General features: G+C 49.1%; 15 protein-coding genes. 11 read left to right on the forward strand and 4 right to left on the reverse strand.

Annotation, left to right across the window (positions count from 1 at the left end; all coding sequences use genetic code 11):
- Positions 1-469: 469 nt before the first annotated feature.
- The 4 genes from CGZ75_RS01550 (at position 470) to CGZ75_RS01565 (ending at position 3,070) form a co-directional block, all read left to right on the forward strand.
- Positions 470-679 carry a hypothetical protein gene (locus CGZ75_RS01550; protein ID WP_089522512.1) on the forward strand — a complete coding sequence of 70 codons (210 nt, stop codon included), beginning with the start codon at positions 470-472 and terminating at the stop codon, positions 677-679.
- A 247-nt stretch (positions 680-926) separates the two neighbouring features.
- The gene (locus CGZ75_RS01555) at positions 927-1,412 is read left to right on the forward strand and encodes a Panacea domain-containing protein (RefSeq protein WP_217900041.1); all 486 of its coding nucleotides are present in this window, start codon (positions 927-929) and stop codon (positions 1,410-1,412) included.
- Positions 1,405-2,100 carry a hypothetical protein gene (locus CGZ75_RS01560; RefSeq protein WP_089522514.1) on the forward strand — a complete coding sequence of 232 codons (696 nt, stop codon included), beginning with the start codon at positions 1,405-1,407 and terminating at the stop codon, positions 2,098-2,100. Before CGZ75_RS01555 ends, CGZ75_RS01560 begins: the two co-directional genes overlap by 8 nt.
- A 238-nt stretch (positions 2,101-2,338) precedes the next feature.
- Positions 2,339-3,070 (forward strand): restriction endonuclease, encoded by a 732-nt coding sequence (locus tag CGZ75_RS01565; protein WP_089522516.1) that lies wholly within the window; start codon positions 2,339-2,341, stop codon positions 3,068-3,070.
- A 69-nt stretch (positions 3,071-3,139) separates the two neighbouring features.
- Here CGZ75_RS01565 and CGZ75_RS01570 read toward each other — a convergent pair whose 3' ends face one another.
- Together CGZ75_RS01570 and CGZ75_RS01575 are read right to left on the reverse strand one after the other, a co-directional pair.
- Positions 3,140-3,550 carry a type II toxin-antitoxin system HicB family antitoxin gene (locus CGZ75_RS01570; RefSeq protein WP_089522518.1) on the reverse strand — a complete coding sequence of 137 codons (411 nt, stop codon included), beginning with the start codon at positions 3,548-3,550 and terminating at the stop codon, positions 3,140-3,142.
- Positions 3,551-3,859: 309 nt separating this feature from the next.
- The gene (locus CGZ75_RS01575; RefSeq protein ID WP_089522519.1) at positions 3,860-4,075 is read right to left on the reverse strand and encodes a type II toxin-antitoxin system HicA family toxin; all 216 of its coding nucleotides are present in this window, start codon (positions 4,073-4,075) and stop codon (positions 3,860-3,862) included.
- Between the two features lie 225 nt (positions 4,076-4,300).
- On the opposite strand from CGZ75_RS01575, the gene CGZ75_RS01580 reads away from it, so the two are divergent.
- Positions 4,301-4,930: a nitroreductase family protein gene (locus tag CGZ75_RS01580; protein ID WP_141136627.1), complete on the forward strand. Its 630-nt coding sequence runs from the start codon at positions 4,301-4,303 to the stop codon at positions 4,928-4,930.
- Positions 4,931-5,019: 89 nt separating this feature from the next.
- On the opposite strand, the gene CGZ75_RS01585 is transcribed toward CGZ75_RS01580, so the two are convergent.
- Positions 5,020-5,475 carry a hypothetical protein gene (locus CGZ75_RS01585; RefSeq protein WP_089522523.1) on the reverse strand — a complete coding sequence of 152 codons (456 nt, stop codon included), beginning with the start codon at positions 5,473-5,475 and terminating at the stop codon, positions 5,020-5,022.
- Between the two features lie 174 nt (positions 5,476-5,649).
- On the opposite strand from CGZ75_RS01585, the gene CGZ75_RS01590 reads away from it, so the two are divergent.
- The 6 genes from CGZ75_RS01590 to CGZ75_RS01615 all read left to right on the forward strand — a co-directional run bounded on the left by CGZ75_RS01590 (position 5,650) and on the right by CGZ75_RS01615 (position 12,787).
- A complete protein-coding gene (locus CGZ75_RS01590; protein WP_089522525.1) occupies positions 5,650-6,606 on the forward strand; it encodes a 3'-5' exoribonuclease YhaM family protein in 957 nt (318 codons plus the stop codon).
- Positions 6,607-6,650: 44 nt separating this feature from the next.
- Positions 6,651-7,376, forward strand: a complete 726-nt coding sequence (locus tag CGZ75_RS01595) for an NAD-dependent protein deacylase (protein WP_425436413.1) — start codon at positions 6,651-6,653, stop codon at positions 7,374-7,376.
- A 357-nt stretch (positions 7,377-7,733) separates the two neighbouring features.
- Positions 7,734-9,095, forward strand: coding sequence for a sulfatase family protein (locus CGZ75_RS01600; protein WP_089522527.1), 1,362 nt, complete (start codon positions 7,734-7,736; stop codon positions 9,093-9,095).
- Positions 9,096-9,344: 249 nt separating this feature from the next.
- A complete protein-coding gene (sigK, locus tag CGZ75_RS01605) occupies positions 9,345-10,046 on the forward strand; it encodes an RNA polymerase sporulation sigma factor SigK (RefSeq protein ID WP_089522529.1) in 702 nt (233 codons plus the stop codon).
- Between the two features lie 439 nt (positions 10,047-10,485).
- Positions 10,486-10,710, forward strand: coding sequence for a hypothetical protein (locus CGZ75_RS24970; RefSeq protein ID WP_089522531.1), 225 nt, complete (start codon positions 10,486-10,488; stop codon positions 10,708-10,710).
- Between the two features lie 73 nt (positions 10,711-10,783).
- Positions 10,784-12,787, forward strand: a complete 2,004-nt coding sequence (locus CGZ75_RS01615) for a DUF4091 domain-containing protein (protein ID WP_089522533.1) — start codon at positions 10,784-10,786, stop codon at positions 12,785-12,787.
- 593 nt (positions 12,788-13,380) lie between these two features.
- Here CGZ75_RS01615 and CGZ75_RS26130 read toward each other — a convergent pair.
- Complete coding sequence (locus CGZ75_RS26130; protein ID WP_281255093.1) at positions 13,381-13,503, reverse strand: hypothetical protein; 123 nt, start codon at positions 13,501-13,503, stop codon at positions 13,381-13,383.
- Positions 13,504-13,518 lie beyond the last annotated feature (15 nt).

A 13,518-nucleotide genomic window follows, 5' to 3' on the forward strand; every position in this document is an offset into this window, starting at 1 on the left:
AATTTGAACTCCCCCTTTCAACGCGCGTATTGGCGTAGATAACCTTGCTGACATGCAGATCCAAGTTACCTTGATCCAGTCATCAGCTCGATCGGGCGCCCTCAAATTTGAGGATACCTAATAGGAGGTATGCGCAAAATTGCGCTCAGCGATTCCTCGATAATTGACAGGTTGGGGTAAGTTGAACTTCTTTCATTCAACCGGCCGAATCTATTTCACTCGCCAATTTTGGAGAGTAGACGGGGGTGTCCAACTTTGGGCAGACCCGACGCAGCAATTTTCCCGAGTCGGACGATTGCGATTTAAGGACGAGAATCCAATTCTGGATTATCAAGTTCGAAATGGGTGTCTCCAACCTTGGAGAGATCATAAGTAAGGTAGGGGGGAACCCTCACATTGACGGCTCAATTTTGAGCTGTCATGAGAGGTGAGCACGAAACGGTGCTTATCAAATGAGGGGAGTCCAAAATTGGACTCATCTAACCAGCGCAAAATTGCGTCGGTTGACTCTCTGGGCGTGAATGAGGATCTCCGCAGGAAGGAGCCGCTGTCAGATAGATGGCAAGCACTGGAAGTCGGCAAGATTGAGGACGGCCAGCTGGTGGCAAATGTGGTCCGAGGTCTAGGGTTTCCGGTAAAATGGGATGGTGAAAAAACTTTATATATAAAGTATGTGTAGTTCATTACATCTTTTCTTAATTTATTTATATGAAAAAAATAAGTCAATAGTCCTATTTTCGACTTTATTCGACATATAGCGACATAATGAGACAAAAAAACCCCCTTTGTTTATTTCATTATATCTTGTAATATTTTCTTTAATAAGTGGTATATATTACCCGCCATTTGACCACACCTGTGTAATAGTTTCTTCAAACAGGTAATACTCTTTTAGCGAACAATCTAATTGAGGAGTGGTATTTAAAATGGCCAGACTTTACCTCTTTAAGAAAAAGGTGAACAGAATGATTACCATTGACAGCGTGGCTAAGACTTTCTTGAATATGGAGTCAATGTCTCCCAAAAAACTACAGAAGTTATGCTTCTATGCTTACTCTTGGTATCTAACCCATACTGGACGACAACTGTTTGAAAATAAGTTTGAAGCCTGGATTCATGGACCAGTAGATCCTGAACTCTATCATCAATTTAAAGAACACGGTCGTTCGCCTATTCCGAGAGAAGAGAAAATTCCGAGTGAAGTATCTAATGACCCATTTGTTTATGAATTCGTTGAGTTGATTTATCAAGCTTACGGCTCTTTAGATGGGGATCAGCTGGAGGAGCTAACTCATTCACAAGCTCCTTGGTTGAATGCTCGAAAAGGTCTACTGTCTTATGAGCCGTCAAAGAACTCCATTTTAGATGAGGATATTATTAATTATCATAAACAGGAGCTCGTGAATGTCTAGTACAAAGAAAAAAAGTCGGGAACGTCCATTTTCGATACCTCCGCAACAGGCTCCCTCGACCAATAACACGGCAGGGAGTCTGTTGTTGTCTAACGTGAGAAAATCGTTGGAGGGGCTCAGAGAAGAAAATGTAATTTTTTCATGGCAATTCTTCGACAGGCACCATGAGTTATTCAACTGTGGTGACATAGACTCCAATTGGTACTTAAATTGCATCGAAGTACTTCATAATCTCTCTAGAATGAAAATATCTGAGTTTAAGCACGAAAAGACTGGTGGCCCGCCTCTCAGGGTTCATACACATAATTGGAATAAGGTCTCAGCGAAATTCAACATGAAGGAAGAGCTTTTTGATCAAATTAAGGATGATGCATACCAATTTGCCCTCTCAAAAAGGAAAGGTCGCGTACATGGCTTTCTTATAGAAAATATCTTCTATATTGTCTGGTTAGACCCGCACCATAATCTCTATCCTGATGATAAATTTGGTGGGATAAAAATGTGTGATCCCCCAGACGAATGCTTCGATTGTTACGCTGCGGAACGAATGGCTTTAGAAGAGGAAAAAGATCAAGTTTATAAAGAGATGGACATTTTTACTCGAGAGCTGGAACAGAAGCTAAAGCATGAAATCAAAAGTGTTTCTATTGAATACGAGTTGAAAAAGAATAGAAATGATTTCTATTGATAAGTTTCTACCCTCATTGGTCTTCCGGCTAATGAGGTTTTTTTGCTTAAAGTACCTATACAGCTAGGAGGCAGAGACTGATTATTAATAGACATTTTAGAATCGTATGTTCATGTCCAAATATCGTTAGGAGTGTGAGGTGTCATGCAGTGAAGTAAGTATCCCGTGTAGCCTACTCAGCTGATAGGGGATTAATCTTTTTATTTTACAGGCCGATATTCCCCATGAGGGGGATAATATGGCAAAGCGTAGAAGAAAGAAAAAGCAAGACGATCCAATTGTTGCGCTGGTCATGTTGTTCATGATTGGAGCCTTTTTTGGGAGCATTAAGCTGACCAATTCCATTTCTGGAGGTTTGGTTGGTTCAGGGATTGTATTTGCAATCTTCGTTATTATTGCGTTCATGCTTAAGCGGCAGCGCGAAGAGCGCCTCAAGCTATCCGGAATCGCTGATATCGACAAGATGGACGGCCGACAGTTTGAGCTATACCTGGGCCATCTGTTCAAGGCACACGGCTACGCTGCCGAAGTGACGCAGGCTTCCGGAGACTATGGCGCTGATCTCGTTGTCCGGAAGGATGGTAGGAAGATTATCGTCCAGGCCAAGCGATACAGCAAGGCTGTAGGGCTCAGCGCGGTGCAGGAGGCGTACACGGCAATCCGTCATTATAATGCTCATGAGGCATGGGTAGTCAGCAATCGCGGTTATACGGAGCCGGCACGCGCGTTGGCACGCTCCAACGGAGTGAAGCTGATCGATCGTGAACAGCTGATCGATATGGCATTGAAGCTTAATCCAGGTGTAGCCCAAGCCCCAACCGTTATTGCCGCAGCTTCGCCAGCTAGTAAAGAGGAGTGCAAGAAATGCGGTGCCCCAATGGTTAGGCGGAAAGGGCCAAAGGGCTTGTTCTACGGATGCAGTACCTATCCGAAATGTAGGAGTATCGCCCAGTACGAATATAGTGTATAAACAAAGCCCCGCCGACCATTAAGGTTAGCGGGGCTTTGTTTATCGCATCGACGTTTTTCTCAGATTGAGTTAAGTACGCTTTTGCAGCCCAAGCGCTTCTTTCAGGCCGCTCTGCAACACATGGGAGAAGTTCAGACCGGCTTCTTCGCCAGCATCTCGCAACCACTTCGGTAGCGTGCAGTTCTTTGTGACAGCTTTGTGTGCCGCTTCGTCGCGGACAGGTGGCATGAATACTTCTACAAAAACGATGCGGTCACTGGCGTCCTCGAGCTCAATCAGCTCGGGTTCAGACGGCTCAGGCAGTTCTGCCCCTTGTTCCTCCAACTCTAGAGCACGAACAGCAAGTAGTTCCTTTGCACGTATAAGCCCCTGCATTAAATTAGGTGCCGTTACGGCGGCTCCAGGGAAATCCGGAAAATACAGACTCAGATTCGTCTCGGTCTTCTCGACGACAAGCGGAAACACGTAATGAGTTTTCAACGCTCTCACTCCTCGAATTAAACTCTTAAAGAGGGCCTAATTGTTACATAAGACTCGACTGGTGGTCCCAATGTACAAAAACCAATAAGGCAGGAATTCAATACATTCTTGGTAGCAATCTACTAAGAAGAGATTCATACCTTTAGGTTTAAAAAAAATTGGCTTCTTAATTACTCATATCGGCGGTAATCTAATCATAATAAAAAATTGTCAAAATGTATTTTTTTCTTTGTAAAAAACGAAATTTTTTTTGGAATTCATTTTTCACTTTTTAAAACTTAAGGTTTCGATGTGAGGAGAAGCCGGGGGTTAGAACTTAACCCCGGATTGACGCTCGATGCTTTTCAGCGTTCCCTTTGCGATGGTATCTCCCATTCCATGAACGGATAAATCAGCGTATCTCGTTGGGTCATCTGGATGTATGTAACGTCGATGACTAGTACCCTTTCCATGAGTAGGAGATAAGATGAATCCGTGTTTCTTGAGAATCTGAAGAATTTCTCTGACTGTCAGCACCTTCCCCACATCGAAACCTCCTTTCTGAATATAATTTTAACACGTGTTATATACGCGCGTCAATATTTATGCGTGTTAAATATGCGTATTAAATTTCACATCGACTGATGTTAAATTGATGTGAATTTGGATGTGAAACGGGCTAATCGTCTCATGAAGCAAGACACAGAGAACCGAAGAACCTTGATTTGACGCGGTTTATTGGTACTATAACAGAAGCCCCCAAAAGGGGGCGTGGCCTCATCCTCAAGCCATATGCAGGCTTACAGCATTATCGGCATTACGGACTCTGTGCTCCGAGAACGTCTCGCGGCGCTCACCGGGGGCCAGCGTCATGTGCGCGAGGCGCCGGTTTTTCTTGTCTGGTGCGCGGATCTCAGCCGCTTCAGCGATGCCGTTCAACTTCATGGCGGCGAGCTGACGACGTCGACGGAATATTTTCTAGTTGCTACAGTAGACGCCGCCCTTGCGGCTCAAAATGCAGCTGTCGCCGCAGAAGCACAGGGGCTCGGCATTGTTTATATTGGAGGCATCCGCAATGACATGCGAGCCGTATCAGAGCTGCTGGAGCTGCCGCCGCTCGTTTATCCGGTCTTTGGCATGTGCATCGGCGTGCCGGACGAGCAGCCGGATTCCCGGCCAAGACTGCCGCGCGCGGCCATTTATTCGGAGAATCGCTACTCCGCAGAAGGTCGGCTGGAGCAGCTAGCGACGTATGACGAGGAATATCGCAGTTATATCCGCAGCCGTGCCGGCGGGGGACGCGATACAACTTGGACGCAAGAGATGAAGGACCGCGTCGCTTATCCGTCGCGAAAGATTACGGAGCTGCTGCGCGAACAGGGTTTTCATTTCGAGGATTAACTGCTTACGTGTTCATCTCGTAACAGCACAAAAAAAACGTATTCTCCCGAGTGGTGGGAGAATACGTTTTTTTTGTGCTATAAAACATCTTACCGATCCTCTTCTTCTGGAGCGGATCCGACTCCGTTCAGCAGATCTGTGCCATGGAATTCATCCGGAGGAGATACCGGGTCAACGGGCGTGCCCTCGGTCAGCTCCAGCTCGGCATCCGCATTTAGGCTGCCCGGCAGAGGTTCCTCACCGCGAGGAGTTTCGACCGCATAATCGCCGCCTTCCCGCTGGCGGGCGTATTCACCAGGCGTTGGCGCTTCCGCATACGCGACATCATCGGCGAGTTGTTCATTCGCAGCGGATGAAGCGACCGTATAGCTGTCTACTTTTACCCCACCGTATGTTCCTTCTCCAGATGGATATGTGCGTAACAGCTCATCCTCCGCGCTTGGCACTTTCGAACCTTGCGGTTGGTCCTCGAACAGGCCGTGTCGGGGATCGATATCCTTCTCCGTCGCCAGTCCGTTGCGCTTATCCGGTTGATTGCTATTCATGATGATTCCTCCTCCATCTTGTCTCGTTTTATGATCGGATAGGAAGTAAATACCCTTCTGCAAGGGTTTCCAATCGGTCCTTGTGGCATACGCGATAGTTGCACGCATTTATCCTCAGACGCCAAACGTAGTATAATGATTCCATTATGCTTATTTCGGAAGGAGCTCTCACGCATGACCCTGATCAGTACCCTGAGTGATAAAGAAGAGGTGACCGGCTACTTTTTAGTTAAGGAGCTCGACGTCAAACAGACTAACTCTACCCCTCCCAAGGATTACTGGGATTTGGTGCTTGCAGATTCAAGTGGGCAGATTACGGCCAAATATTGGGATCTGAAGCCTGCCGAAAAGGAATCGTTGCAATCGCTTCAAGTGGCAAAAGTGCATGGCATCGTGCAACTTTACCGCGACAGGCTGCAAATGAAAGTCATCCGTATTCGCCCAACGGGGCCAGAGGACGACGTTCGCTTGACGGACTATATTCGCGCTGCTCCTGTAGCCTCGGCGGACTTGGTAGCTGCGATCCACAGTAAGGTGGACAGCATCACGGATACGGACATTCGTAACATCGCTGCCTTCTGCGTGCTCAAGGCTGGCGACCGATTGGAGCATTATCCGGCAGCCAAAAGCCATCATCATGCTTATTATGCTGGTCTGGCTTATCATACTGTTCGTATGCTGGAAATAGGCGAGTTCCTATGCCTCCAGCGTCCATTCCTTAATCGCGATGCGCTCATCGCTGGCATCATCCTGCATGACCTGGCCAAGCCGGAAGAGATGAACGCGCAGCTTGGCATCGTATCGGAGTATAGCGATCGAGGTCGGTTGATCGGCCATCTGGCGCTTATTTCTGGCTGGATTGTGGAAGCGGCGTTGAAGCTGGACATTCCTACAGACTCGCCGAAGGTAACGGTACTGCAGCATCTCGTATTGTCCCACCACAATCTTGGAGAATGGGGTAGCCCGGTTCAACCTCAGCTGGCGGAAGCGGTCGCCCTGCATTACATCGATTCACTGGATGCTAAGCTGCAGATGGTTGAGGATGCGCTCGGCTCCACTGCGGAGCAGGAGACGTGGACACCGATGATTCGCGGCCTGGAAAACAAAGCCGTTTACCGGACACGTTTCTAAGGTAAGCCTTTGCAAGCTGAATTTAGAGGAGGAGGGGGGAATCCATGATGGAGCATGTTAACCTTCGTAAGCTGGTTTACAGCAGCGGCAGCATCGTTTTTTTTGGCGGGGCCGGTACATCGACCGAAAGCGGCATTCCCGACTTCCGTTCGGCAGGAGGACTGTACGAGCAGCGAACAAGCAAGGTTTATGAGCCGGAGGAAATATTGAGCCGCGACTTTTTCCATGCCCATCCTGCCGACTTCTATTCGTTTTATCGGACTCATATGGTCTATCCGCAAGCCAGGCCCAATCCCGCGCATCTCAAGCTCGCCGACCTGGAGCAGGAAGGCCGGCTGAAGGCGGTCATCACCCAAAATATCGACGGCCTGCATCAGCTGGCGGGCAGCGTCAATGTACTTGAGCTGCATGGCTCCGTACACCGCAACCGCTGTTTGGACTGCGGCATATCCCATCCTTTGTCGGCTGTTATAGGCGACTCTCGTCCGGTGCCGCTCTGCGGCGAATGCGGCGGCATCATTAAGCCGGATGTGGTGCTTTATCAAGAGAACCTGGATTTTGACTTGTTGGAACGGGCTGCAGTCCATATCCAGCAGGCAGATACCTTGATCGTTGCGGGTACCTCGCTCACCGTGCAGCCTGCTGCCGGTCTGGTCGGTCTTTTTCGCGGGGACAACCTCGTGCTGATCAACCGAGATGCGACGCCGATGGACGGGTATGCTACCCATCTGATACGCGGCAGTATCGGAGAGGTTATGGCAGCGCTCTAGTTCAACAACTTATATCGATGGCTTCAAGCGAAACGCCCTGTCCGATTAATCGGACAGGGCGTTTTTGGTCATGCTTGATAACTATTAGTCCATCAAAGCGGTGAAAAACCCGGAGAGCAGCGAAAGTACAAACACACCGCCGAATAAGATCAGCAGAAGCAGCAAAAAAGCACGGCTCAGATTGCGCTTGTTGACGGAACAAAACCATTATCGGCAGAAGGAATTGGGAAGTTTAGATCACAGAGTAAAATAATAGAAAATTAATAGATAAATAAGAGAGCTTCAACATTTATTGACAGAGCTAGAGGAGCTGTGTGATATATTAGGAAAAAACTAGTAAACGAGAGAGGTTAAACGATGAAAACGAAGAAGAAACCAAATGTTATTGTATTCTTTACAGATCAACAGCGTTGGGATACGACGGGCGTTCATGGGAATCCTCTCGGATTGACACCTAACTTTGATCTCATGGCTATGGAAGGGACTCATGTTTTTAACTCCTACACCTGCCAGCCGGTATGCGGTCCCGCAAGATCCTCCCTGCAAACAGGTCAATATGCAACGGAAACAGGCTGCTTCGTAAACGGAATTCCACTACAGCGAGAGGCAAAAACGCTTGCCCATTATTTTAACGATGCCGGTTATCACACCGGTTATATTGGGAAATGGCATTTGGCCGGGCAAGAGCCTGTCCCGGAAAACCAGCGAGGAGGATACCAGTATTGGTTAGCCTCCAATGCGCTTGAGGTTACTTCTGATGCGTACGACATGGTGATGTATGACAATAACAACGAGGCGGTTAAGCTCCCGGGCTACCGTGTAGACGCACAGACAGACGCGGCGATTCGCTATATTGATAAGCATCAGGAGGAACCGTTTTTCCTGTTCCTTTCGTATCTGGAGCCCCATTTTCAAAATCACTCCGATAATTACCCAGCACCTCGCGGATATGAAGGCCGCTACAGCGGAAGTCAGTTTGTCCCTGGAGATTTGGCATCGCTGGGAGGTACAGCACACGCGCATCTAGGCGGTTATTACGGAATGGTGAAGCGCATTGATGAGGCTCTGGGACGCTTAAATGACAGCCTAATCAGCCTCGGTCTAGAGGAAGACACGATCATCCTGTTCACTTCCGACCATGGCTGCCATTTCAAAACGAGGAACAGCGAATACAAACGCTCTTGCCACGATAGCTCAATTCGTGTTCCGACCGCTATCAGTGGAGGCTGCTTCAAGTCCGGTGGACGTTTGCAAGAAATGGTGTCTTTGGTGGACCTGCCTCCAACGTTATTGGATGCAGCAGGAATTCCGATTCCCGCTGCGATGCAAGGGCGTTCCATCTTGCCGTTGCTGCGCGGTGAGAGAGAGGGATGGCCGGAAGAAGTACTCGTTCAAATCAGCGAAGCTCAGGTGGGGCGCGCCATTCGGACGCAGCGCTGGAAATACAGTGTTTCTGCGCCGAATCTTAACCCTATCCGGGATGCAGCCTCCGATACGTATGTGGAGGAGTTTTTATATGATTTGCAATCCGACCCGCATGAATTGGACAATTTAGTCGGGGTTGAGTCGTTCAACAGCGTTGCCGCAGATCTGCGCGACCGTTTGATTAGGAGAATGCAGGAAGCGGGAGAGGCTGCGCCTGATATTCAGCCGGCATCGGTACGGCAAAATTCTGGAGTGAGAAGAGTGTCTGTGATGGAGCTTCGAAAGAAGCTGTAACTATATTGAGGCTCAGGCCGAACGATGTTGGTTTCAATCGCCCCTACAACGCAGGATGGGGAAATTGTGTTTGGTCTGAAATAAAGATCATCACTGCTGTACGTTTAGAACCTTAATATATCCGACAAATTTTGCGCTGCGATCCACAGGTACAGGCACTTCTAGGCGCGAGCCCACATAAACTAACCATACATTTGCACCGCCTGCCCGTGGCAGGGACGGTAGTACTGCATGGGGGTGGCCTTCGTTATGTCTGGACTTTTAACCGCAATAGCTCTGTTCATCAAGCAACTCAGTTTGCTTGTATCGTATGTCAAAAATAACGCGTTTCCACAGCCGTTGCAGGAAGAGGAAGAAATAAAACACCTTAGGCTGATGGCGCAGGGCGATCAGCATTCGCGGAATTTGCTCATCGAGCATAATTTGCGGCTCGTCGCGCATATTGTTAAAAAGTTCGATAATACAGGCGAGGACTCAGAGGATTTGATTTCCATCGGTACAATTGGACTCATCAAAGCGATTGAAAGCTTCCAAACCGGAAAAGGCACAAAGCTGGCGACATTTGCAGCACGATGTATTGAAAACGAAATTTTGATGCATTTGAGATCGCTCAAGAAAACGCGTAAGGATGTCTCTCTGCATGATCCGATTGGCACGGACAAGGAAGGCAACGAGATCACGCTGATAGATATCCTCGGCTCAGAGCATGACGATGTGGTTGAGAGGGTACAGCTAAAGATTGAGAAGTCTAAAATATATAAAAACCTAGATATTTTAGACGAGCGGGAACGTGAAGTGGTCATGGCTCGGTTTGGCTTGGAGCAGGGCGGCGAGGAGCGGACGCAGCGGGAAATTGCCAAAGATCTCGGCATTAGCCGGAGTTATGTTTCGAGAATTGAGAAAAGAGCTTTGATGAAACTCTACCATGAATTTTATAAAGCGAAGAGGTAAATATAGAAGCAGACTGCCCGACTTAAGGGCAGTCTGCTTTTTTTTGTGCGGTACGTTGGATGAGGTTGCACAAACAAACCAAAGTCCATACTGCCGAAGGTGCACGAGGTCGCAAGATCGCTCTATAAACGAAAGTCGCGGCTGACAGCCTGCTGTTGCCGGATATTACCTGAAAACACGGCAGATGAAATGACCCATAATAATGGTATAAAATCTGAAATAAAGATATTTAGTCGGGTGCCGCCAAAAGCTATATTGTCTTTAATCGGACTCCGGCGCCGCTGCGCGGATCGATGACGCAGGGAAGGGAGCGTAAAGGGACGGGGCGGATAACCGACGATTCAAACCGAAAGAGAGAAGCGATTTGAGCCACTCGAAATTGCCTTTGAAACGAGAACGATCCATTCTTTGGTCAAGGTGTTCGCTGACGAGCCACTGAATGGGAAGCTGTTTCTTCGCGCATCTGCTCTGCTTAACGAAACGTACACTTTGTAGCTTGCCTATCGTTCGGATCGTCGGCCGCGCCGCCGCTATGGAGCTTCTGGAGGAGGGGCTGGAGGGACCGCTGACGTTCAGCTCTTATCCGAAGGAGGCGGAATGGCTGCTGCAAAAGCGGGCGGGGATCAATCGCGCCTTGTCGGAGGTTTCCGAGCTTGCGACTTAAGTTAAGGCCAGCATTAGGACTTCGGTATTGAAGGACAGAGAATTCGATCCAAATCGCAGGGGAGAGATAGGATATGAAACGATTTACGACGATCGTCTCTGCATTCCTGATTTTGGCTTTATCCTCCGCTGGCATCGGGCCGGCGCATAAGGCCGCCGCAGCTCCAACCACCGGCGCGTGGGTGTTGGACTGGCGGGTGAATGTGTTCCAGGATACTCCGATGCCGTCCGTTCTGCCCACAAGCATTGGAATCGTCTCCGCGAAAAATGCGATTGAACCTTTTCAGATTATTTATCGCTCCAACCAGGCTTCAACGATTAACAATGTTGAATTTTCAACGTTTAAATCCGGCAATAACAGTCTTCCCGCCTCCAGCTTCAGGTATCATTTTATAGACTACATTACGACGGGCAGCAACTCGCAAAACGTTTCCGGTCCGGTCCGCACGGTAGCACCGGGAACGACGGAAAAGTTTCCGGAAATTATGTCCAACGACCTCTCCCGCGCGGTGGCGGCCAATACGAGCCAGCCGATCTGGATCAAGGTGAAGGTGCCGGCTGGAACCCCTACGGGAACCTATACGGGATCGGTGACTGTAAAGTCGACGAAAGGCTCTTTTCCGATCAACCTGAGCGTTGAGGTGGCCAATGTGACGCTGCCGGACGCCAGCTCGCCGGATGCGTACAGCACGGAGCTATGGGCGCAGCTGGTCGGCAACTTTGATACAACCGCCAACGTCATCAACGACAATTTCGGGACGACGACGGGCTCTGCCGCCTGGTGGGGCGTCATGGGCGAGTTCGCCAAGCTGATGAAGGAAAACCGGCTTAATGTGCTTAAGATCAACCAGCTTGATCTGTTGCTGGAAGCTCCGGGGACAAAGGTTGCGGCAGATGGCACGGTGACGTTTGACTGGAGCTTTTTCGATGCGTTTATCCAGTTTTTCAAAGATAATGCGGGCATCCAGAAGATCATCGGCGGGCCGCTGTCCAAATACAAGGCAGACAGCGCCGAGCTGGATTCCTCCGTTCCCGGCTCTAATTCCGACTACTCTAACACCTTCGTCGAGACGCTGGCTTATGATCCGGCGAATCCGACCGGCAAGCCGCTCACGCGGTTAATCCGCTACGATCTTGAGCCAACGCCTGTGACGAGTTATTTGACGCAATATTTGACCGCGCTTAACCAGCATCTGACGGCTAAAGGCTGGAAGGGCATATTTGAACATCATGTGATCGACGAGCCGGGCGGTTCATTCCATCAGGCGCTTTATCCGGTTCTGAGTCATATGATTAATACGTACGCTCCGGGCATGAAAACGGAGGAGGCAGTCGTGGCGTGGAGCCTGCAGGGGCTGAAGAGCATGATCAATACGCCTGTAATCATGCTGAACAATTACCAGCTCAATGCGGCCGAGATTGAAAGCTATCGAAAGCCGGGAGAAGATTTGTGGATGTACACCTCGTTGGACCCAGTCAGCGACAATTACTTGAATACAATTATCGACCGACCCGTCTGGCACGGAGAGCTGTTCGGCTGGCTTACTTTCAAATGGGGCATGAGCGGTTACTTGAATTGGGGGCTCAATCAGTGGAACACATGGATCAACCACCATGGTCCGTTCCCCAATTATCCGGCCGACCAGATGTATGCCAGAGTGCTTGGGGACGGTAACTTTACTTACCCTGATCCCGCCAAAATGACGATCCGCAGCTCAATCCGGCTGGAATCGCTGCGTCAGGCTTCCCAGGAACATGAGCTGCTGCGTTTGTTGAAGGCCAAAGACCCGGCGGCTGCCGATGCTCTAGTGAACCGGATTATCCGCTCCGGCAACGATTATGAAACGGACTACGGGCTGATTGCCGCCGCTCAGAAAGAGCTGGTGCGCGCCGCTGCCGGCCAGGATGCTCCGCTTTCCATCTGCGAACCGGACAGGGACGGCAAAGGCAACAAAGGCGATAATAACGGTAAAGGCAAGAGTAAGGGTAAAGGGAACGGGAACGGCAACCATGACCACGGAAATGGCCACGACCACGACGATGATAACGGCAGCAGCAATTGTGGCGATGACGATTGATATGTTTTCCTGATCATTCTTGATAAAAGCAAAGCAAATCCCCCTTGGACAGCGAAATAGTGTCTGAGGGGGATTTTTGCTATCGGAATCTAATTAAATAGCTGCCTAAGTAGTAACCAAGTCAGTCTCGTATTGGGGCGGTCATGCGCAAATTGTATGATTTTTCACTCAAAGTGAATTCGGGCAGTGCTGATTTTTTAGATTTGTACGATAAATCATTCAAATCGTACAAAAAGAGGTGCGTTTGCCCACGAACGACGTTTCCAGTGGCGGCTGAATGGCAATCAAATCGTTCAGATTAGCTCCGGTCGAAACGCTGCCGCGAGAAATTCGAAACTTGCCCTGGAATCCAGGTTCCGAAAAAACAGCACGCATTACGCCGATGCGGCTGGAGAAGAAGCGCAGGCTCTGGGCTCCCCTATCACGCTGTTTGTATCAGAGATTCTAACATTGCCGTGAAACATTGCGCTCTCGCCCTGGCAAGACGATTGGGAGTAAAGAGTTAATCGGTGAGAGATTTGACTCCCCTGTTCAGGCATCATCTGTAAGTGACACCTCCAATCCTGGAGAGATACCATATTCTATGAGTCTTTTTAGAATCGGATCTGGAACGATTGATGCACCGTTTTGAGCAGCGAAGGGTTGTCAGGGTCGTAATTGATCATGGCGCAGCGCTCGCCGACCTGCAGCAGCGCGTTTCCGATGCGTCTTAACAAAAAGGAAATAACTTT

The sequence above is a fragment of the Paenibacillus herberti genome, assembly GCF_002233675.1.
Lineage (GTDB): Bacteria > Bacillota > Bacilli > Paenibacillales > Paenibacillaceae > Paenibacillus_O > Paenibacillus_O herberti.